Source organism: Agarivorans sp. QJM3NY_30 (assembly GCF_050870855.2).
Classification (GTDB): domain Bacteria; phylum Pseudomonadota; class Gammaproteobacteria; order Enterobacterales; family Celerinatantimonadaceae; genus Agarivorans.
Map to the genome: position 1 here is coordinate 4021339 of NZ_CP194038.2, position 23079 is coordinate 4044417.

The 23079-nt window shown below is 46.3% G+C and carries 13 protein-coding genes; 8 read left to right on the top strand and 5 right to left on the bottom strand.

Annotated features, from left to right (window positions below):
- Positions 1-63: 63 nt before the first annotated feature.
- From ACRRSX_RS18150 to tkt, 5 genes are all read right to left on the bottom strand, one after another.
- Positions 64-7686, bottom strand: a complete 7623-nt coding sequence (locus ACRRSX_RS18150; protein ID WP_432451809.1) for a retention module-containing protein — start codon at positions 7684-7686, stop codon at positions 64-66.
- A 470-nt stretch (positions 7687-8156) separates the two neighbouring features.
- Entirely contained in the window at positions 8157-9233 is a 1077-nt protein-coding gene (gene fbaA / locus ACRRSX_RS18155) for a class II fructose-bisphosphate aldolase (RefSeq protein ID WP_432451808.1), read from the bottom strand.
- 100 nt (positions 9234-9333) lie between these two features.
- Complete coding sequence (locus tag ACRRSX_RS18160) at positions 9334-10497, bottom strand: phosphoglycerate kinase (RefSeq protein WP_432451807.1); 1164 nt, start codon at positions 10495-10497, stop codon at positions 9334-9336.
- 49 nt (positions 10498-10546) lie between these two features.
- Positions 10547-11578, bottom strand: coding sequence for an erythrose-4-phosphate dehydrogenase (gene epd / locus ACRRSX_RS18165; protein ID WP_432451805.1), 1032 nt, complete (start codon positions 11576-11578; stop codon positions 10547-10549).
- Between the two features lie 90 nt (positions 11579-11668).
- Positions 11669-13663: a transketolase gene (tkt, locus tag ACRRSX_RS18170; protein WP_432451802.1), complete on the bottom strand. Its 1995-nt coding sequence runs from the start codon at positions 13661-13663 to the stop codon at positions 11669-11671.
- A gap of 571 nt (positions 13664-14234) precedes the next feature.
- Here tkt and clcA point away from each other — a divergent pair.
- From clcA to ACRRSX_RS18210, 8 genes are all read left to right on the top strand, one after another.
- A complete protein-coding gene (clcA, locus tag ACRRSX_RS18175; protein WP_432451801.1) occupies positions 14235-15647 on the top strand; it encodes a H(+)/Cl(-) exchange transporter ClcA in 1413 nt (470 codons plus the stop codon).
- Positions 15648-16081: 434 nt separating this feature from the next.
- Positions 16082-17233 carry a methionine adenosyltransferase gene (metK, locus tag ACRRSX_RS18180; RefSeq protein ID WP_432451800.1) on the top strand — a complete coding sequence of 384 codons (1152 nt, stop codon included), beginning with the start codon at positions 16082-16084 and terminating at the stop codon, positions 17231-17233.
- A 75-nt stretch (positions 17234-17308) separates the two neighbouring features.
- Positions 17309-17776, top strand: coding sequence for a SprT family zinc-dependent metalloprotease (locus tag ACRRSX_RS18185; RefSeq protein ID WP_432451799.1), 468 nt, complete (start codon positions 17309-17311; stop codon positions 17774-17776).
- 134 nt (positions 17777-17910) lie between these two features.
- Positions 17911-18642, top strand: a complete 732-nt coding sequence (rsmE, locus tag ACRRSX_RS18190; protein ID WP_432451798.1) for a 16S rRNA (uracil(1498)-N(3))-methyltransferase — start codon at positions 17911-17913, stop codon at positions 18640-18642.
- On the top strand, positions 18643-19599 hold the full coding sequence (gshB, locus tag ACRRSX_RS18195) for a glutathione synthase (RefSeq protein ID WP_432451797.1): 957 nt from the start codon (positions 18643-18645) through the stop codon (positions 19597-19599). It abuts the gene before it with no gap.
- A 15-nt stretch (positions 19600-19614) separates the two neighbouring features.
- The gene (locus tag ACRRSX_RS18200) at positions 19615-20178 is read left to right on the top strand and encodes a YqgE/AlgH family protein (protein ID WP_432451796.1); all 564 of its coding nucleotides are present in this window, start codon (positions 19615-19617) and stop codon (positions 20176-20178) included.
- Between the two features lies 1 nt (position 20179).
- A complete protein-coding gene (gene ruvX / locus ACRRSX_RS18205; RefSeq protein ID WP_432451795.1) occupies positions 20180-20608 on the top strand; it encodes a Holliday junction resolvase RuvX in 429 nt (142 codons plus the stop codon).
- Between the two features lie 874 nt (positions 20609-21482).
- Positions 21483-23069: a pectate lyase family protein gene (locus tag ACRRSX_RS18210; RefSeq protein ID WP_432451794.1), complete on the top strand. Its 1587-nt coding sequence runs from the start codon at positions 21483-21485 to the stop codon at positions 23067-23069.
- Positions 23070-23079: the final 10 nt, after the last annotated feature.

The following is a 23079-nucleotide window of genomic DNA, read 5'->3' on the forward strand; positions in this document are numbered from 1 at the left end:
TATAAAACATCAAGAGCAAGCCTTAGCTTACTCTTGTAATTAAATTAACCCAAATAAAAAGGTTTAGTTATCGACATTAAGCTGTTGATCTTCAATTAATTGAGTCAATATTTCGCTATCACTCATACCGCTAAAATCAACATTCTCGAGGGTAATAGTCTGATGAACACTGAAACCATTGTCGCCACCATCTTTATCAATTGAAATAATGGTATCGACACCACTTCCATGAGTCACCGTTTCGAAGGAGAGGAAAGATTCCAAACTGGCTTCCGTTTCCCCTTGTAACAAATCACTTAAGTTAAGCACATCACCGCCTTCACCAACAGTGAAATCGGTAATCGTATCATTCACGCTCGCTTGATCATCATTTGCTAACCAAGCAAACATATCACTATCATCACCACCAGTAAGTATATCGTTACCCTGACCACCAATGAGTAAGTCTTCGCCGCTACCGCCAATCAAGACATCATCACCCTGATTTCCTATTAAAGCATCTTGACCGCCGCCACCCAGCAAACTATCGCTATGCTCATTGCCAATTAAAATCTCATCGGCGTCACTACCTTGTAGCGTTTGACTATGTTCACCAACAATTTCGACCGTGGCGGTATCCGAGAGACCATCAGCATTGATGCCATAATCAAACTGCTCCAATACATCTGTTGCGGCCGATTTATTGTACTCCGCAGTATCGGTCAAAATAGTTAAATCAAGTTGATAAGCTTGGCCATTATCAGCACCCTGTTCCGCGACAATTTGAATATAATAATCACCTTGATAATCGGCAGTGTAAGTTTCCTTGGCACCGGCCCAGTAATCATCGATAACGGCTATCTGCTCTCCTGATTCATTATATAAATACACATCCACATCCACGGACCGAGAAGCATCATCATTAGAGCTGACATTAATACGTAACTGTTCGCCTACTGCCAATGTCACCTTAAACCAATCTTGGTCAACACCACCAACGACTGAAATATCACTCTCTAAAGTCCCTTGAAAAGCGTAAGAGTATCCGTCAATGTTATTGGTATTGATGATATTGCGATCATTGGCACTGAATAAAGAGCGGTCACTTAAATCAACCGCCGTTAACAATGAATTATTGATTGGCGATAAACCGCTATCGAGCGGATTTTCAATCGCGATTGTGGCCACGGCTTCAGTTTCAAAATTACTTTCATTAATACCTAAACCGATGCCATCATCGGATTCAAACACGATATTAGCTGAATCATCCAGACTAGCACTACCGCCTTGCGCATCACTAACACCACTCAATTCAATCGCATGCCCCTGATCATTCCATAATAGGGCCAGACTCGGAATACTGATACTGCTGGTGCCATCCTGAGAAGTGATCACATAATCACGATTAGCATCAACAATTGGTTCAAATACAGTATGAATTACAATGTCGGTAACAGCACTGTCACCATCGAAGTCTGACACTGTGACACTGAATTTTTCTTGTTGCGCCCAGCCATCACTATTCAAGCTGAGTTCATAGCTATAGGCACCAGTCACAAAGTTAAGGACTAACAAGCCCCCCAGAGCAGTGGCGATACTCAGGGTTTGTTGCTGCTCTGGTCTAGCATCTGGATCATAGGTATAAGTGGTACCATCAACCTTTATAGCGCTCACGTAGCCATTATCCGCTCCCACCATGAAACCACTGGTTGATGCCGTGTCAACTAAGCCTAACGAGCCACTCACTGCCTCGTCTAAATAACTTTCTACCAAGCTAGTCGATAAATCAGTCACATCATTTACAATAAATGCGTATTCATCATTCGCAGAATCTGAAGCAATGTCTTGTAACACCGATAAGTTGGCATTACCAATCCCCACTCCATAGCTAATATCGACATTCTCATTAACAAAAGTATCCCAAGCATCCTGTCCAGTTAAGCCCTTATACTCGACCGTCTCGTCAATACCATAACCCTGATTCGGTTCACCATCGGAAATAAAGTACAACAGCGTACTATCGGCACTCGGTTGCTCGGCAACGATGCTGGATTGAATAACTTGATTCAAGGCTGAATCATAGTGAGTACCGCCTCCGGAGGCTAAGCTTTGCAAGTAGTCTAAGGCGTCGGCCACGTTATCAATGATCCACCCACTACTCACTTGAGAATCAGAGAAACCAATGATTTGTACATTCACATTGCCCTTATCGTCGGCCTGATCAATCAAATGGGTTAAAGCATCGACGGCAATTTTTAAGTAATCGAGCCCATCGCCATGCTCTCCATTATTCATACTCGCCGATGTGTCTAATACCAAGACTAAATTAGTCGTGACCGACAAGGGGCTCGACTCCAGAGTCAATGCAACCTGACTACCGACAGGGGCATCATCGACAATACTCACCTCAAGTGTCGCCTGACTGGTAAAACCAGCGGGAGCATTACTAACAATATAAGAGAAACTCTCGCTTTGACCATCACCCGCTAAGCGCGAGGTATTTAACTGGTATTGATAGTCTCCCTTACCAAAGCCATCATAGGCTTCGGTATACACCGTTAATACACCCTGCTCAGTGTCAATGCTAATCACGCCATTAACATCAGCAGTATACGGGCTGCCTTCATAGGCAATACTACTTATCGATAACTCGGAAAAATCTCCGCCGTCGTTGGCTAATAAGTTTCCACTTGCTGAACTATTGGCAACCCCAGGTGCCGAGCCTGTGGCCAGGCCCGCTTCAAAGACCTGCGCGCTGTCACTGTTCAAATCAATAATATTGCCACTTACCGTCGCTTGACTTTGTTGACCCCCTTGATCCTCTATCGTATAAGAGAAACGAACATCGCCACCACTATCAGGGTTCGCGGTAAAGCTAATTAAACCCGCTTCACTCACATTCACAAGCCCTTGTTCGACAGCAATAGCCTGGGCGGTTCCGGGAGTTAACAAAGTACCACCAATGGATTTAATGCTAATCGCAGCACCCTCTGGGTCAGAATCATTCGCTAAAAGATCGAGTGATACAGTACCTCCCGATGCGAGTAAATTGAAATGGTCATTAATCGCCTCTGGCGCATCGTTGACCGGGGTGAGATCGAGACTGGCGCTGGCATCAACGCTTAATGGATCGCTGAGGCCATTGGTGCTGCCATTATCGGTAATTTGATAAGAGAAGCTGACGCTGCTGTCATCATTGGCCGCCGGCGTATAAGTCCAGCTACCGTCACCGTTGTCCACTAAACTACCGTTACCGCTGCTCAGTTGCAAGTTGCTGACACTGAGATCGTCGCCTTCCAAGTCGCTGGCATTGGCCAATAGTTCTTCGCTGGTAATCAGCCGCGCGCCGCTGTCTTCGGCGATGGGGGTCAAGACGACCGCACTTGATTCGGGTGCATCATTCACCGGAGTGAGATCGAGACTGGCGCTGGCATCCACGCTGAGTGGATCGCTGAGGCCATTGCTGCTGCCATTGTCGATAATTTGGTATGAGAAACTAACGCTGCTGTCATCATCGGCCGCCGGCGTGTAAGTCCAGCTGCCATCACCGTTATCCACTAAGCTGCCGTTACCACTGCTCAACTGCAAGTTACTGACCGTTAAATCGTCGCCTTCCAAGTCGCTGGCATTGGCCAGCAGTTCTTCGCTGGTGATGGTGCGCGCGCCGCTATCTTCTGCAATAGGCTCTAAGACTACTGTGCTGCTCTCAGGGGCATCATTCACCGGGGTGAGATCGAGGCTGGCGCTGGCATCCACGCTGAGTGGATCGCTGAGGCCATTGCTGCTGCCATTATCGGTAATTTGGTATGAGAAACTAACGCTGCTGTCATCATCGGCCGCCGGCGTGTAGGTCCAGCTGCCATCGCCGTTATCCACTAAGCTGCCCGCGCCGCTGCTCAACTGTAAGTTGCTGACCGTTAAATCGTCGCCTTCCAAGTCGCTGGCATTGGCCAGTAGTTCTTCGCTGGTAATCAGCCGCGCGCCGCTGTCTTCGGCGATAGGCTCTAAGACTACTGTGCTGCTCTCAGGGGCATCGTTGACCGGAGTGAGATCGAGGCTGGCACTGGCATCGATGCTTTGGGGATCGCTCAGGCCATTGCTGCTGCCATTATCGGTGATTTGATAAGAGAAGCTAACGCTGCTGTCATCATCAGCCGCCGGCGTATAAGTCCAATTGCCATCGCCATTGTCCACTAAACTGCCGTTACCACTGCTCAGCTGCAAGTTGCTGACCGTTAAATCGTCGCCTTCCAAGTCGCTGGCATTGGCCAGTAGTTCTTCGCTGGTAATCAGCCGCGCGCCGCTGTCTTCGGCGATAGGCTCTAAGACTACTGTGCTGCTCTCAGGGGCATCGTTGACCGGAGTGAGATCGAGGCTGGCACTGGCGTCCACGCTGAGTGGGTCGCTGAGACCATTGGTGCTGCCATTATCGGTAATTTGATAAGAGAAGCTGACGCTGCTGTCATCATTGGCCGCCGGCGTATAAGTCCAGCTGCCATCACCGTTATCCACTAAACTGCCGTTACCGCTGCTCAACTGCAAGTTGCTGACCGTTAAATCGTCGCCTTCCAAGTCGCTGGCATTGGCCAGTAATTCTTCAGAGCTAATGATGCGCGCGCCGCTATCTTCGGCGATAGGCTCTAAGACTACTGTGCTGCTCTCAGGGGCATCGTTGACCGGAGTGAGATCGAGGCTGGCGCTGGCATCCACGCTGAGTGGATCGCTGAGGCCATTAGTGCTGCCATTGTCGGTGATTTGGTATGAGAAGCTAACGCTGCTGTCATCATCGGCCACCGGCGTATAAGTCCAACTGCCGTCGCCATTGTCCACTAAACTGCCCGCGCCGCTGCTCAGCTGCAAGTTGCTGACGGTTAAATCGTCGCCTTCCAAGTCGCTGGCATTGGCCAGTAGTTCTTCGCTGGTAATCAGCCGCGCGCCGCTGTCTTCGGCGATGGGAGTCAAGACGACCGCACTCGATTCAGGTGCATCATTGACCGGAGTGAGATCGAGACTGGCGCTGGCATCCACGCTGAGTGGATCGCTCAGGCCATTAGTGCTGCCATTATCGGTGATTTGATAAGAGAAGCTAACACTGCTGTCATCATCGGCCACCGGCGTATAAGTCCAACTGCCGTCGCCATTATCCACTAAACTGCCCGCGCCGCTGCTCAGCTGCAAATTGCTGACCGTTAAATCGTCGCCTTCCAAGTCGCTGGCATTGGCCAGTAGTTCTTCAGAGCTAATGATGCGCGCGCCGCTGTCTTCGGCGATGGGGGTCAAGACGACCGCACTTGATTCGGGTGCATCATTGACCGGGGTGAGATCGAGACTGGCGCTGGCATCCACGCTTAGTGGATCGCTGAGGCCATTGCTGCTGCCATTATCGGTGATTTGATAAGAGAAGCTGACGCTGCTGTCATCATCGGCCGCCGGTGTATAAGTCCAGCTGCCATCACCATTATCTATCAAGCTGCCCGCGCCGCTGCTCAGCTGCAAGTTGCTGACCGTTAAATCGTCGCCTTCCAAGTCGCTGGCATTGGCCAGTAATTCTTCAGAGCTAATGATGCGCGCGCCGCTATCTTCGGCGATGGGAGTCAAGACGACCGCACTCGATTCGGGTGCATCGTTGACCGGAGTGAGATCGAGGCTGGCGCTGGCATCCACGCTGAGAGGATCGCTCAGGCCATTGCTGCTGCCATTGTCGGTAATTTGATAAGAGAAGCTAACGCTGCTGTCATCATCGGCCACTGGTGTATAAGTCCAGCTGCCGTCGCCATTGTCGATCAGACTGCCCGCGCCGCTGCTCAGCTGCAAGTTGCTGACCGTTAAATCGTCACCTTCCAAGTCGCTGGCATTGGCCAGCAGTTCTTCGCTAGTGATGATCCGCGCGCCGCTGTCCTCAGCAATCGGATCTAACACAAGCGCCGTACTTTCTGGGGCATCGTTGACCGGGGTGAGATCGAGACTGGCGCTGGCATCCACGCTTAGTGGATCGCTGAGGCCATTGCTGCTGCCATTATCGGTAATTTGATAAGAGAAGCTAACGCTGCTGTCATCATCGGCCGCCGGTGTATAGGTCCAGCTGCCGTCGCCATTATCCACTAAGCTGCCCGCGCCGCTGCTCAGCTGCAAGTTGCTGACCGTTAAATCGTCGCCTTCCAAGTCGCTGGCATTGGCCAGTAGTTCTTCAGAGCTAATGATGCGCGCGCCGCTGTCTTCGGCGATGGGGGTCAAGACGACCGCACTTGATTCGGGTGCATCATTCACCGGAGTGAGATCGAGACTGGCGCTGGCATCCACGCTTAGTGGATCGCTGAGACCATTGGTGCTGCCATTGTCGGTAATTTGGTATGAGAAGCTAACGCTGCTGTCATCATCGGCCGCCGGCGTATAAGTCCAGCTGCCGTCATCGTTGTCCACTAAACTGCCGTTACCACTGCTCAGCTGCAAGTTGCTGACCGTTAAATCGTCGCCTTCCAAGTCGCTGGCATTGGCCAGTAATTCTTCAGAGCTAATGATGCGCGCGCCGCTATCTTCGGCGATGGGCTCTAAGACTACTGTGCTGCTCTCAGGGGCATCGTTGACATGTATGATGGATAACTGATCGCTGGCAGAATCTGTTTGACCGTTAGCCGTTACCTCCACCGTAACACTCAGTTGGCTAAGGTTTAAGCTGTCATTATTCACTGCCGCAACGCCAGCCTCGCTAAGCTTGACAGTGTTACCATCGATCACCAAATATCCATCGTCGTTATTCAATAACTGATGAGTTTGAACATCCCCTTCCGGGTCGCTGGAACTGAAATTAGCAACCACAGTATCAGTGCTAACCGAGTCTTCAGTGATATTGTCTACGGCTAAAACTTGGATACTGGGACCTTGGTCTCCTGCATCAACCCGAGCAATCACAACCGTTGCTGTATCGTTAGTACTAAGTCCGTTAGCCTCGACCTGAACCGTCAAATTTAACTCGGTTAAATTCAGCTGATCATTATTAATTGCAGCGATCCCTTCGGGGGTCAATTTCACCTGATTGCCATCAAGCAAAAAATAACCCTGACTATCATTGATGATGCTGTGACTCAGCGGATCACCATCAGGATCACTAGACACAAAACTGGCAACCACTGTATTTTCATCAACCGCCCCTTCACTAATAGTTTCCGTATTAATACTAATGGTGGGTGCTTGGTCATCCGGAAAAGGTGCAGTTGTATCCTGAACATTCGCTGCGAGTTGATTAACCGTGGGAGTCGGATTAACTGTTATACCTTGGGTATCAAAACCGACTTCAGCAATAATTTCGCTGCCGACTCGCTCAATGCTAACAAAACCACCATTGCCCTCACTCACTGCAGCTGTTTCGCCGCCAGCCGCCGTCGCTTCAAATAAAGTCGTGGGGTCCACACCATCCAAAATCGCTTGTTGTAAGGCTTCGATGTCAACATCATTCACCGCGCTCAGCTGCTGCGCTTGTCCTGTGGTAACATCTACTGGTAACTGAGTGCCGCTGTTCTCTCCTAACTGATATTCAGCACCACCATAATAGAAACCTAATTGCGCTCCCTGGGAACTAATAATTAACTCCCCAGCTTGAACTTGATCGCCTGGCTGCAGAGCCCTAATATTGCCAAGTTCATCCACAGCAAACGCTTGCCCTTGAATAGACACGATTGTTGCACTTGAAGTTGCAATGCTCTGTTCCATATTTATTTCCTTTCAACATGATCGATGTTCTAGATTTCTGCGGCGACAATACTCACAGATAACACAGTTGTTAAAGTATAAATTTTAGCCATCAGATTAACATTTAACGAATGAATTTTACTAATTCAAATTTTAACTTGCGATCTAGGGCCCTGAAACACATACCAATAACAGAATCACCAATCAACAACTGATTGATTCACATACTCTATAAAGAATAACTAAAACATTCATCAACTAGAAGGTGTAAACCAATGAAGAGAAGTATTATCACAATAAACACAATTAAGCAGCGATAAGCTCTAAGTTCCCAGCATAAGTATCAATTTGGGTTGGTGATAATGCGTCTTTAATCAAGACAAATAAGGGAGTGGAAACTTTGAGAACAAGCAAAATAGATGATAATCAATACACTGAAAACAAAAAGGCTCGCCGAGGCGAGCCTTATATCACACGGTATCGCTATAAAATTACAGTACGTCTACTGCATTCAAATCAGCAAAAGCGCGCTCTAAACGTGCAACCATGCTTTCTTGACCTTTACGTAACCAAACGCGTGGATCGTAGAATTTTTTATTCGGTTGATCAGCACCTTTAGGGTTACCAATTTGGCCCTGTAGGTAAGCTTCATTTTCAACGTAGTAAGCACGTACGCCGTCCCAGCTAGCCCATTGAGTATCAGTATCAATGTTCATTTTGATCACACCGTAGCCGATAGACTCTTGAATTTCTGCTTGAGAAGAACCTGAACCACCGTGGAATACGAAGTTAAGTGCATTTGGAGCAATACCAAATTTCTCAGCACAGTAAGCTTGTGAATCACGAAGAATAGTAGGAGTAAGTACAACGTTACCCGCTTGGTAAACACCGTGTACGTTACCGAAAGAAGCAGCAATCGTGAAACGAGGGCTAATCGCGGTTAGTTTCTCGTATGCATAAGCTACGTCTTCTGGAGAAGTGTAAAGCTCAGACGCGTCCATATCAGAGTTATCTACGCCATCTTCTTCACCACCAGTACAACCCAATTCAATCTCAAGGGTCATGTTCATTTTAGCCATGCGAGCAAGGTATTCGCCACAGATTTGGATGTTTTCTTCTAGTGGCTCTTCAGAAAGGTCAATCATGTGAGAAGAGAACAAAGGCTTACCAGTTTGAGCGAAGAATTCTTCACCCGCATCGAGTAGACCGTCAATCCAAGGTAGCAATTTTTTAGCTGCGTGGTCAGTGTGAAGGATCACAGGAACACCGTAAGATTCAGCAACAGCGTGAACATACTTAGCGCCCGCAACAGCACCTTGAATCGCTGCGCCTTGGCCTTCAAGTTTAACGCCTTTACCAGTGAAGAAACCGGCACCGCCGTTTGAGAATTGAACAACAACTGGCGCTTTAGCCTTGGCTGCAGCTTCTAATACACCGTTAATCGTGTCAGTGTTAACTACGTTAACCGCTGGAAGTGCGAATTTGTTTTCTTTAGCAATAGCAAAAACTTTTTGCAAATCGTCGCCAGAGATAACCCCAGGTTTTACTGCATCGAAGATCTTAGACATATCAATGATTCCATCTACTTATATTTAATTAAAATTATGAACACTTCTGTGCTTTATTACTTATCACAGTGCGGAAGCAAAGCTTCCACACTGTCGCCAGTTAACCTTTAGCACGCTCCTCAAGCATTGCTACGGCAGGTAATACTTTACCTTCTACAAACTCTAAGAAGGCACCGCCCCCAGTAGAGATGTAAGAAACCTGGTCTTTAATTCCGAACTTATCAATCGCTGCTAGTGTATCACCACCGCCGGCTACAGAAAAACCAGCTGATTCAGCAATCGCTTTAGAAATGCCTGCTGTACCCGCTTCAAAATTCTTGAATTCGAATACGCCCACAGGACCATTCCAAAGAATAGTTTTAGCATTACCAATGATTTCTGCAAGCGCCGCTGTTGAATCAGGACCCAAGTCGAAGATCATGTCATCATCTTGAACTTCTGAAACATGTTTAATTTCAGCTTCAGCATTTTCATCAAATGCTTTGGCACATGCAACATCAGTGGCAACTGGAATAGCACACTCTTTCATCAATTTTTTAGCGGTTTCAAGTAAGTCCGCTTCGTAAAGAGACTTACCTACGTTATGACCTTCAGCGGCGATAAAGGTGTTTGCAATACCACCACCAACCACTAATTGGTCAGCTATTTTAGAGAGTGACTCTAATACAGTTAGCTTCGTCGAAACTTTAGAACCACCAACAATCGCAACCAATGGACGTTCTGGTTTATCCATTGCCTTACCTAATGCTTCAAGTTCAGCCGCAAGTAAAGGACCAGCACAAGCAACTTCAGCAAACATACCTACACCATGAGTCGACGCTTGAGCGCGGTGAGCGGTACCAAAGGCATCCATCACGTAAACATCACATAGTGCAGCCATTTTTTTAGCTAAAGCTTCTTCATTTTTCTTCTCACCAACGTTGAAACGAACGTTTTCAAGAACCACCAATTCACCAGCTTTAAGCTCTAAGCCATCGAGGTAGTCAGTCGCAAGACGTACTGGCACATCTAAAGCTTCATTTAAGTAGTCAACCACAGGCTGAAGAGAAAATTCTGCGTTATATTCACCTTCAGTAGGACGACCAAGGTGAGAAGTAATCATCAACTTAGCGCCTTGCTCTAAGGCCAACTTAATGGTTGGAATCGATGCTAAGATACGAGCATCGGAAGTCACTTTTCCATTTTTTACAGGAACATTCAGATCTTGACGTACTAATACGCGTTTACCAGCAAGATCTAAGTCGGTCATTTTGATAATTGACATTATCTGTCCTCATTTAGTTTTAAATTAAACTTACAACCCAGCCGCTTGGCTAAGCCGATAATTCCATCTGACTCATTAAAACGGTGGTGTCTAACATACGGTTGGCAAAGCCCCATTCGTTATCACACCAAGCCAACACTTTGACTAAGTGTTGGCCACTTACTCGTGTTTGTGAGCCATCAATAATGCTTGAATGACTATTGTGGTTAAAATCGATAGACACCAAGGGTTCTTCGGTATAGCTCAAGATACCCGCTAATTTACCGCAAACTGCCGCTTGAATGGCTTGATTTATATCAGAAACTGTAACTTTTTTACACAAAGTTACACTCAAGTCCATCGCCGTAACATTCTGTGTTGGCACCCGCACAGCGATAGCCTCAAACTTACCTGCAAACTTAGGAAGAATACGCTCTACACCTTTAGCCAGCTTGGTATCAACTGGAATAATTGATTGCCCGGCCGCGCGTGTTCTACGCAGGTCACTGTGGTAAGCATCGATCACTTGTTGGTCATTCATGGATGAGTGAATTGTAGTAATAGTACCACATTCCACACCGAAGGCCTCATCCAATACCTGAATCACAGGCACGATACAGTTCGTAGTACAAGAGCCGTTAGAGACAACCTTACTCGCCGCATTCAGCATATGCTCATTAACACCATAGACTACCGTGTGGTCAACGCAAGGATCGGCTGGATGAGAGAACAATACTTTTTTAGCGCCAGCGTCAATATGCATTTGCGCATCAGCGACTGAACTAAAACGTCCGGTGCACTCCAGCACGATATCCACCTTAAACTCAGCCCACGGCAAAGCACTTGGTTCACGGTTATGCAGCAGCTGGATCTGCTGACCAGCCACTGATAAACATTCCCCCTGTAGCGAGACATGTTCAGCAAAAGTACCGTGGGTAGAATCATACTTAAGTAAATGAGCCATAGCCTCTGGACTAGCTAACTCGTTAATCGCCACCACTTGGATCTGAGCTTGTCGCTGAGACTCAAATAACGCTCTAAGCACACTTCGGCCAATTCTGCCAAAACCATTAATAGCGACCCGAATAGGATGATGCTGCATAGTATTTTGCATTTCCATAAATAAGCAACAAAACAAAAAACCCTCTATAATTCAGAGGGTTTTACTCATAAATAATAACTAACGACTGTCTTACAACAGTTCGTTAGCCATCTTCACGAGGTTCTCTTGAGTGAAGCCAAACAACTTAAATAGCTCACCCGCTGGCGCAGACTCACCAAAGGTGGTCATTCCTAAGACCTTTCCATCGAAACCAACATACTTATGCCAGAAATCGGCGATACCCGCTTCAACTGCAATTCGTTTACGGACTGCGAAAGGCAATACAGATTCACGATATTCGGCTGATTGCGCATCAAAAACATCTGTTGCTGGCATAGAAACTACTCGAACAGCCTTACCTGCAGCGCTCAGTTCTTCATAAGCAGCCACGGCAAGTTCAACTTCGGAACCCGTTGCAATCAAAATAAGTTCTGGCGTAGCAGCACAATCTTTCAATACATAACCACCACGAGCAACATCAGCCAGTTGTTGAGCATCACGCGCTTGCGGTGCCAAACCCTGACGAGAAAAGATTAACGATGTTGGGCCATCTTTGCGTTCAATCGCATGACGCCAAGCAACCGCTGACTCTACCGAGTCACAGGGACGCCAAGTGCTCATGTTGGGGGTTAAACGTAAACTCGCAGTTTGTTCTACCGCTTGGTGAGTTGGACCATCTTCACCCAAACCGATCGAGTCATGGGTATACACAAAAATAGTCGGTTGCTTCATTAATGCAGCCATGCGTAAGGCATTACGTGCGTATTCCATAAACATTAAGAAAGTCGCACCGTAAGCTTTTAAACCACCATGTAAGGTCACACCATTCATGATTGCCGACATACCAAACTCACGCACACCGTAATGCATATAGTTACCGGAAGCGTCCTCAGCAGTCACCGCTTGAGAACCAGACCACATCGTAAGATTAGACGGAGCCAAATCTGCGCTGCCACCCAGTAATTCAGGCAATTTAGGACAAAAAGCTTCTAAGGTTTTTTGTGAAGACTGACGCGTCGCGACTTTAGCTTGGTTAGCTTGTAAATCAGCAATATACGAATCAGCAAATGCTGTCCAATCACTTGGTAAGTCGCCGTTCATACGACGTTTATACTCGGCCGCAAGTGCTGGGTAAGCAGCTTCGTAGCCAGCAAATAACTGATTCCACTCTGATTGTGATGAGCCACCAGCCTCTTTTGCATCCCAAGCTTGATAAATATCTTGAGGAATTTCAAAAGCAGCATAGGGCCAATTTAAAAATTCACGAGCAGCCGCTATTTCGTCAGCACCAAGTGGTGCACCGTGACAATCGTGGCTACCCGATTTATTCGGTGAACCAAAACCAATCACAGTTTTACAACAAATCATGGTTGGCTTGCTTGTTTCAGCTTTGGCTGCCGTAATCGCAGCCGCAATTGCGTCGCTATCATGGCCATCGACACCACCAATCACATGCCAACCGTAAGCTTCGAAACGTTTCACGGTATCGTCGGTAAACCAACCTTCGACATCACCATCAATCGAAATGCCATTGTCATCCCAAAAGGCAATCAATTTACCTAAACCTTGAGTACCAGCAAGTGAACAAGCTTCGTGAGAGATCCCCTCCATCAAGCAGCCATCACCGAGAAAGGTGTAGGTATAATGGTCAACCACAGGAAAACCATCTTTGTTGAATTGAGCCGCTAATATTTTTTCTGCTAAAGCCATACCCACAGCGTTGGTAAGACCTTGACCAAGCGGACCGGTAGTGGTTTCTACACCCGGCGCATAACCATATTCTGGGTGGCCTGGCGTTTTAGAATGTAATTGGCGAAAGTTTTTTAGTTCTTCGATAGGCAGTTGATAACCAGAAAGATGCAGTAGAGAATACAACAACATCGAGCCATGACCATTCGATAGAACAAAGCGGTCACGATCTGCCCAATTTGGGTCATTCGGGTTATGTTTCAAAAAGTCGCGCCATAGCACTTCAGCAATATCAGCCATTCCCATGGGGGCTCCAGGGTGACCAGAGTTAGCTTGCTGAACTGCATCCATACTTAAAGCACGAATGGCGTTGGCGAGTTGACGACGAGAAGACATGAATTTCTCCTGCAAATTATAGGCTATAGGGTATCGAGAGGCGCGTATTGTCACAAAGTCAACGATGTTACTCAATAATTATCTAAAAAGAATCGGTAAATTTATGGCTGAGTTCCACTTATTGAGTACTCACGTGGACAATTACTCAAAATAATGGCGCAAATAACAGAACCGAAGAGACAATGTCCCAACGCAAAAATGTCTAAGTGATACCGATCACGTTTTTTTGATTAAAATCATACCAACCTGTCGCAAAAGCACGTAACCTAGTTACACACTCCTCGCTCTGGAGTGGTGACAACACAATCAAACATTAAATGATTAGCAATAACGGATTATTCCTTTGATAGATGAGTTATCGGCTTCTACGCCTCTCCACCCCTTAATTCATTTTCGTCATCCGTTACCTGCGACAAGAGCTTATTTTATATGTTTGAACCGCTGAGTCGGCACCAACGAAACAGCATGGTGATTTACTTTCACCCCAACTAAGCGCTGATTAATTTTATGGACGTATGAATAATTATTCATACGTTGAAGTCATTCTTGCTATTAAGGTTTTAGATTTAAAATGCCTAAGTCTCCCAACTTTCGGTTTTTTCAAGGTGGATTAATCAAGCACCGAACCACCCCTAAATTCTTTACCACCCAATACGATTACATGGTTCTGATTGCTCTTTCTGGCTTTGTTGGCGCAACCGTCGGTTTAGTGATCGCGATGTTTGAAGAACTGATTAATTGGGTTGGTGACTTTCGGATTCACTTAGTCGAGAGCGCTTCGCTAAGTCCTTTCTTAAGTATTATCGCAGGTGCCTTGATTGGCGCTCTGATCACCGCCTTGGGATTTTGGTTAACGGCTCGCTTTGCGCCGGAAGCTTCAGGAAGCGGGATCCCGCACTTAGAAGGCGCTCTGGATGGCTTACATGATATCCGTTGGCGTCGAGTGCTACCGATAAAGTTCTTCGCTGGGGCGCTCACCATCAGTTCCGGAATGGTACTTGGAAGAGAAGGTCCTTCGATTCAAATCGGTGGTTCGGTAGGTCGAATGTTTGCCGGCAGGGCCAAACGTTATCAACACGCCACCCATATCTTAACAGCGGCGGGTGCTGCCGCTGGTTTAGCGGCCGCCTTTAACGCCCCTTTGGCCGGCGTGCTATTTGTAATTGAAGAGATGCGGCCGCAATTTCGCTATAGCATTACCTCATTCAAATGCGTCACCTTGTCTAGCGCCGCGGCAACCATTGTGATGCGCTCGATTCATGGCCAATCGGCAGTGATGGATATTCCGAACTTTTCGATTCCAGCACTCAACTCTCTGTGGTTATTCGCTTTACTAGGAATTATTTTTGGTATTGTTGGCGTTAACTTTAACCGTTGGGTCTTGAGTACCACGGCTAAAGTACAACAGCTCCAAAAAAACCGAATTTCGCGGATCGTGATGACAGGTGCGGCATTTGGTGCAGTATTTGCGACCCTGCAAAGCTTGGTTCCCGATATCACCGGCGGCGGAGTAGAACTCATCACCGAGTTGTTTAGAAATCCAATTGTTTGGGGTGTTTGCCTGTTATTGTTTGTGCTTCGCTTATTTACGACCATTGCGAGTTTTGGTTCGGCTGCACCTGGGGGAGTATTCTCTCCCATGCTCGCACTGGGCACTCTGCTTGGATTAGCATATGGCAGCTTAATGGCAAGTTATTTTCCTGACCTGGTTCCTGAACCAGGCATCTTTGCCATTGCTGGCATGGGGGCTCTGTTTGCCGCAACAGTTCGAGCGCCAGTCACTGGCATCATTTTAGTGGTTGAGATGACCGATAACTACCAGCTCATTTTGCCGTTACTGGTTACTTGTTTAGGAGCGACCTTCATTGCCCAAGCCTTGAAAGGGAAATCACTATATTCTGAACTATTGAAGCAATCACTGCGTAACAATCCTGAAATCAAACGTCAGATCAACGAAAGTCACGAGGATAGTAAAACAAGCTAAACTCGCAATCGCTGTGCGTAAGGATCAGGCATTACGGTTCAAAATAGTAAATGACCCAGATATACAGCCATCACATCGGAAAGCACGAGCCCAAAGTTAAAGTCATCGCCAAGAACGATAGCACAATTGCTGAGCTTGTTCTTTTCGTCCCTCGTCGGCAACACTCAGCAGCGACTTGTTATATGGTACATAACATTTGATTCAGCGCTTCCCAAATAAAAATCATCAGTAAAGTGGGCTTTAAGCCCGGTAACAGTATTGCTGCAAGCCCCCTGATTCAGTCGCGAGGGTAGCCATTCTCACAGATTATTCGCAGATTCATGATTTAATGAGCGAATAGAGTGGAAAAATAAAGTCAGCGAAACTAGAATAGACGTCCAGATGGTCATCCATCTATACGTCATCAACATTACATTCTAAGAGAGTCCAATCACATGACTACACACTTGTTTACTTCAGAATCAGTGTCTGAAGGGCATCCAGACAAAATTGCAGATCAAATTTCTGACGCTGTATTGGACGCAATTTTAACCCAGGATCCCAAAGCCCGTGTAGCTTGTGAGACTTACGTCAAAACGGGCATGGTGATGGTTGGCGGGGAAATCACAACCTCAGCCTGGGTGGATATTGAAGAATTAGCTCGCTCAACGGTACGAGAAATCGGTTATACCCACTCCGACATGGGTTTCGATGCAGATTCTTGTGCGGTATTAAACGTGGTTGGGAAACAATCTCCAGACATCAACCAAGGCGTTGACCGTGCTCGACCAGAAGAACAAGGTGCCGGAGACCAAGGTTTAATGTTTGGTTATGCGACCAACGAAACCGATGTGCTTATGCCAGCACCTATTACCTACTCTCACCTACTAGTCAAACGCCAAGCAGAGGTTCGCAAGAATGGAGTCTTAAGCTGGTTGCGCCCAGATGCAAAATCTCAAGTTACCTTTGCTTATGAGAATGGCATCATTACCGGGATCGATGCAGTAGTCCTTTCGACCCAACATTGCGACAGCATTTCCACCGAAGATTTGCGTGAAGCGGTAATGGAAGAAATCATTAAACCAGTGCTTCCAGCACAGTGGCTCAATGACAAAACCCAGTACCATATCAACCCCACAGGTCGTTTTGTCATTGGTGGGCCAATGGGCGACTGTGGCTTAACTGGCCGTAAGATCATTGTGGATACCTATGGCGGCATGGCGCGTCATGGCGGGGGGGCTTTCTCCGGTAAAGATCCATCAAAAGTGGATCGTAGTGCCGCTTATGCAGGCCGTTATGTCGCCAAGAATATTGTCGCAGCAGGTTTAGCAGAGCGTTGTGAGATTCAAGTGTCTTATGCGATTGGAGTCGCCGAGCCGACTTCTATTAGTATCGAAACCTTTGGTAGTGGTAAACTCGCTGAAGACAAATTGATTGCCTTGGTACGCAAGCATTTCGACCTTCGCCCTTATGGTATTTTGAAAATGCTCGACCTGGAGCGCCCCATCTATCAAGCCACAGCCGCTTATGGTCACTTTGGTCGCAACGAGTTCCCATGGGAACAAACCGATAAAGCCGAAGCCCTGAAAGCCGATGCTGGCCTATAAACCCAAGCTTCACTAGCTTGAAGCAGCCGAAAGCGTATAATCAGCGATTATCCTTTCGGCTTTTTGGATCTTAAGGTGCAACAACTTTCGCAACAGGTTGAAGCTTGCTTTCAACAAGCAGAACGCTTCTATCAACGTGCATTTACACGACCAGAAATCGTGTTATCGGCACGTCGCAGTAAAGTTGCGGGCAGCGCCAACCTAATTCAATGGCGACTACGCTTTAATCAGCATTTTTACCAACAACAACCACAACACTTCCTCGCTCAAACCGTGCCTCACGAAGTGGCTCATCTAATTTGCCACGCCCTCTATGGTCGAATCAAACCACACGGCAAAGAATGGCAAACCTTGATGCAACAGGTGTTCCACTGCTCACCTACAACCACCCATCGTTACTCCCTGGAAACTCTCGAGCTAAGCACGGTGATGTATCGCTGCCAGTGCCAAAACCATCAATTGGGGATCCGCCGTCATAATAAAGTACTGCAAGGGGCTCGCTATCAATGTAAACGCTGTAAACAAACCTTGGTTGCTCAATAAACCATAACTTGCCAGCCAAATGAGCAGCACTAACAACCGCAACGATTTGCAGGCTAGGCTTCGAGCGACGAACAGTTTATCCTTAACAACCTTATTTGCTTCAATTTTCACTCGCTCAGGAGCCGACACTTAGCATGCGTATTCCTCGTATTTATCAACCCTCCCCACTCAACGTTCAGCAAATCGTTGAATTAGATAGCGAGGCCGCCAACCATGTCGGTCGAGTATTACGGATGACAGCAGGCCAACACTTAGAGCTATTTAATGGCGACGGCAACAATTACTCCGCAAGTATCGAAAGTAGCGGCAAGAAGCAGGTGAGTGTAAAAATATTAACGCAACAACTTAATGCCAGCGAATCCCCCCTCAGGATCCATTTAGGACAAGTGATTTCCCGCGGTGACCGCATGGAATTTACCATTCAAAAATCGGTGGAACTGGGGGTCAATAAAATCACCCCACTCACCAGTGAGCGCTGTGGGGTCAAACTTAACCAAGAGCGTTTTGAGAAAAAACGCCAACAATGGCAAAAAATCGCGATTGCCGCCTGTGAACAATCAGGGCGCAGTGTCGTACCCGAGATCGCCGAACTACAGAGTTTTGAGCAGTGGGCTGGTGAAAACAGTCAAGCAATGAAGTTGAATTTGCATCCAAAGGCCCCATATAGCATTAAGACCCTCCCCATTCCGCTGCATGGCGTAAGATTGTTGATCGGGCCCGAGGGAGGGCTCACAGAGCAAGAAATTGCGGTCTGTAACCAGCATCACTTTCAAGAGACCCTACTCGGTCCACGAGTGCTGCGCACCGAAACTGCCGCACTAACAGCAATAACGGCTTTGCAATGTCAATTTGGAGACTTAGCATAAATGAGTATTAAACTCGGGATCGTGATGGACCCCATCACCCAAATCAATATTAAGAAAGACTCAAGCTTCGCCATGTTGATGGAAGCGCAAGCACGTGGCTATCAAATCTATTACATGGAAATGCAAGACTTGTATCTGGAAAATGGTCGCGCAGCAGCCGCTATGCGCCCTTTGGCAGTCCAAGAAAATGCCCAGTCTTGGTTTGAATTAGGCCCAGAAGTCGATCAAAGTTTAAGTGAATTAGATGTGATCCTGATGCGTAAGGATCCCCCCTTTGATACCGAGTTTATCTACGCCACCTACATTTTGGAGCGCGCCGAGAGCGAAGGTTGTTTAATCATTAACAAACCTCAAAGCTTACGCGATGCCAACGAAAAACTATTTACCGCCTGGTTTGCCGAATTCACTCCGACAACCCTGGTCAGCAGTGACATGAAGCGTCTGAAAGCTTTCCATCAACAACATCAAGATGTGATCATGAAGCCACTGGATGGGATGGGCGGCGCTTCGATATTTCGCTTAAAACAAGGCGATCCCAATGTTGGCGTGATCCTCGAAACCTTAACCAACCACGGTCAAGAGTACTGCATGGCTCAGTGTTTTATTCCTGAAATTGTCGACGGCGACAAACGGATCTTAATCGTGGATGGCGAGCCGATGCCCTATTGCCTAGCAAGGATCCCTTCAGAAGGTGAAACTCGCGGTAATTTAGCCGCGGGCGGACGCGGTGTGGCTCAACCGCTATCAGAGAGTGACTGGAAAATAGCAAACGCAATTGGCCCAGAACTCAAAGCCAGAGGGCTGGTATTTGTCGGCCTCGATGTGATTGGTGATAAAGTCACCGAAATTAACGTCACCAGCCCGACTTGTATTAAAGAAATAGAAGCAGCCTTCAATATTTCGATTACAGGCAAGTTAATGGATGCCATTGAAGCTAAACTTATAGTATCAACCTAAGTGAAGTGGTCAGCCATGAATACACTGCAAAACCAGTTCTTATTAGCGATGCCTAGCCTGAATGACCCGTTTTTTAAACGAGCGGTGGTTTATATCTGTGAGCATAATGAACAGGGCGCGATGGGCTTAGTCATTAATGTACCAGTGGATCTCTCGGTCGAATCACTACTGGCACAAATCGAACTACATGACGCTACCGAAGTACATCGAGAGCATCTAGACCGCCCGGTATACCAAGGTGGACCGGTGGCTCTGGAGCGTGGATTTGTGTTGCATTCATCCATGCATGGCTTTAGCAGCAGCTTGAAAGTAAGCGACGATCTGATGGTCACCACCTCCAAAGACGTATTAGACACACTTGGTACAGACGCCCAGCCTTCGGATTACATCGTCACCTTAGGTTATGCCAGCTGGGAGGCGGGTCAATTAGAACAAGAGATTGCCGATAATTATTGGCTTACCCTGCCAGCCAATAGCGAAATCATCTTCAAGGTTCCCAGCAATAAACGCTGGGAGGCTGCAGCCAAAAGCCTGGGGATCGATGTTTGGCAACTGTCCAGTGAAGTGGGGCACGCCTAACATGGCAAGAGCTGGAGAACGTTCGGTATTAGCCTTTGATTTTGGCACCAAGAGTATCGGGGTAGCTATCGGCCAAGAGCTCACCGCCAGCGGCAAACCGTTGGCAGCGCTCAAAGCTCAGGATGGTATCCCCAACTGGCAAACGGTGGAAAAACTACTGGCACAATGGCTACCCGACCTGCTGGTTATCGGCTTACCCCTCAACATGGACGGCAGTGAGCAGGAGCTGACCACCCGTGCAAAAAAATTCGCCAATCGCTTACATGGGCGATTCGGCTATCCCATTGCGCTGCAGGACGAGCGTCTAACCACCGTTGATGCCAAGGAAAAACTGTTTGAATTAGGTGGTTACAAGGCGCTAGAAAAAGGTGCTGTCGATAGCCTCGCGGCCGCCTTAATCTTTGAAAGCTGGTGTTCAGAACAAGTTTGAGCGCCTAAGCCTTAAATCCGGCGAAACAACTTAAGCCGATGAGAGCAAGGGACGCGATCCACTGCTACCAATCTGATTCATGATATGACCTATTTATTGCGCAAAATAAAGTTGTCGATAACGAGGCATAAACTGCAGTAACGAGTGAATCTAATTACAAGATGAATAACGTAATTAGCACTGATTTAGGCCCGCAAAATGAACTGATAATTAGCTAGATTGGTATGATACGAGGCGCTCTCCCACTCACTCCTTGCTCGCATAAAGAACAGCTAAACCTCTCATGAACGGAAAGCGGTGTGGTTCGCAGCGAAAATATCAATCATCATTCAATTAGCTGTTATTAACGTCACAAATATCAGGCGAATAAATGCGCAAAATCAATTTGCCCACAGGCAATTTCAAACACCGAGCAAGCATATCTCAAACAAGTCATCCGATATACCGAGTATATTTAAAGCCCCTATTTATAACGTTGAGATCATAAAATTTTTAATTCATGACAAAGCTGTAAAAAATTGAATAAAAACACTCTCATACATATATCAAGTCGATACCCCGAACCCGCCGGTCAAAAAACAGCCAAAACTATCCGCTAAATATTTCCCTAAATATGTGATGAAACTAGAAATTAATACAATAAAATTAATGTGTTAGCTCATTTTAATAAATACAAAGACATTCATCACAAAAAAATATTAAGAGATTATTATATTACAAATGAACGCGTCACACTGATGACTAATATTAACGACTAAAAGCACCGATTGAAGTGTCATGTTACCTGTAAAACAAGCCAATAAATTTAATCACAAATTTAAAGACCACTTACATCAAACATTCGCGAAGTTCATGAGGATGCTGGAAAAATAAAATGTCTTATAAAAAAATAAATAATAATACTCTACGCCTAAGTACCCTTGCCTTAATCACATCCAGTTTATTACTCACCGGATGTAATGATAGTATTGAATACACCGCTGATGGAAAGGATGATGCTAGTCAGCAACAAGATCTACAAGTTAAAAATGCTCCCTTTGGCTGGGTTACGCAATATAAAGATCCAGACGGTAATGCTCATCAAATTACTGGTGGCGCAGGTGCCACTGAAGACAGTATTTATGTCGTTTCTAGCCGTCAAGAATTAAGAGATGCACTGAATAACATTAATAGCGAAAACTATATTTCCGGAGATAGTGCTGCCGAATTGAAAGCCAAACTTGAGCCCAAAATCATCTATTGGCAAGGTACGATTCGCGGTGATGAATTAAGCGATGGTAGCTATGCGGATGCCGAATACTATAAGTCCAAACCAAATAGAACTAAATTTGATTTTGATCTCTATGTGAAGGCTTTCGACCAAGATTATCGCGATGAATTGCAAGCGACCATCGACGCAAATGGCGCTGATGCGGAGGCCGCTAAAACGGAGCTTGACCTGTTAAAAAGACAGAATGGTCAACGTTCTCAATATGCCAATAATCAAAAATCACAAATTCAATTTCAAGTACCACCCAATACGACTCTGTTAGGGGTCGGCAATGATGCCAAGTTAATTGAAGGCTATTTATCTCTAAATACACTGAGCCATACCTTTGATCGCACAGATAACAGCAACATTATTATTCGCAATATCACTTTCCAAGCTCCCCGTGATTTTGCTCCTGCGTGGGATGCTGGCGATGGTGACTCTGGTAATTGGAATGCTCGGTATGATGCCGTATCGATTAATGCCAGTAATAACATATGGATTGACCATTGTTCATTTTCTGATGGAGACCACCTTGACAAAGACGAAGAGAATATTTTCGGTAAACATGTCCAACGCCATGATGGCTTGTTAGATATAGAAGATGACTCCGATTATATTACTCTCTCTTATAATATTTTTTCAGAACACGATAAAACAATGATCATCGGCTCTGGAGATGGCGATACCGGAGACTATCGTATTACCTTCGAAGGTAACTATTGGAAGAACAATAAACAACGCACTCCACGAGTACGCTTTGGCAAAGTTCATTTAATTAATAACTATCATCAAGGTGCAACTGACGCCGATTACCCCATTCTGTATGCCATTGGAATGGGTTATGGATCATCGATACTTTCTGAAAGTAATGTATTTGATTTCCAAGGAAGTGGTGCTGAAGAAAGCACAATTATTGGTGCTTATAAAGGAAGTAAATTTAAAGACAATGGTTCTTGGTTTAATGATGAGCCCGCTACAGAATTAAATCAAATAGCCATAAATAAATGTACCGAGCTACAAACAAAAGAAAAAGAAAAAGCAGCCCTGGAAAATAAAGAGCCAGCGAGTTGGGCATTAGAAACTTGTACCAACCAGTTAGATTGGACCCCTCCTTATAACTATACAGTGGGCCGTAATCCATCGGTGGTTAAAGATTATGTGCTGGACAATGCAGGCATCGGAAAACTAAATATTTCTGTTCCTAAATAATTCATTCAAA

Bases quoted from the DNA above. Each gene is read 5' to 3' on its own strand.
- epd (WP_432451805.1), bottom strand. From the start codon at position 11,578: ATGCAGCATCATCCTATTCGGGTCGCTATTAATGGTTTTGGCAGAATT.
- ACRRSX_RS18210 (WP_432451794.1), top strand. From the start codon at position 21,483: ATGTCTTATAAAAAAATAAATAATAATACTCTACGCCTAAGTACCCTT.
- ACRRSX_RS18200 (WP_432451796.1), top strand. From the start codon at position 19,615: ATGAATACACTGCAAAACCAGTTCTTATTAGCGATGCCTAGCCTGAAT.
- ACRRSX_RS18160 (WP_432451807.1), bottom strand. From the start codon at position 10,497: ATGTCAATTATCAAAATGACCGACTTAGATCTTGCTGGTAAACGCGTA.
- tkt (WP_432451802.1), bottom strand. From the start codon at position 13,663: ATGTCTTCTCGTCGTCAACTCGCCAACGCCATTCGTGCTTTAAGTATG.
- ruvX (WP_432451795.1), top strand. From the start codon at position 20,180: ATGGCAAGAGCTGGAGAACGTTCGGTATTAGCCTTTGATTTTGGCACC.
- gshB (WP_432451797.1), top strand. From the start codon at position 18,643: ATGAGTATTAAACTCGGGATCGTGATGGACCCCATCACCCAAATCAAT.
- clcA (WP_432451801.1), top strand. From the start codon at position 14,235: ATGCCTAAGTCTCCCAACTTTCGGTTTTTTCAAGGTGGATTAATCAAG.
- fbaA (WP_432451808.1), bottom strand. From the start codon at position 9,233: ATGTCTAAGATCTTCGATGCAGTAAAACCTGGGGTTATCTCTGGCGAC.
- rsmE (WP_432451798.1), top strand. From the start codon at position 17,911: ATGCGTATTCCTCGTATTTATCAACCCTCCCCACTCAACGTTCAGCAA.
- metK (WP_432451800.1), top strand. From the start codon at position 16,082: ATGACTACACACTTGTTTACTTCAGAATCAGTGTCTGAAGGGCATCCA.
- ACRRSX_RS18150 (WP_432451809.1), bottom strand. From the start codon at position 7,686: ATGGAACAGAGCATTGCAACTTCAAGTGCAACAATCGTGTCTATTCAA.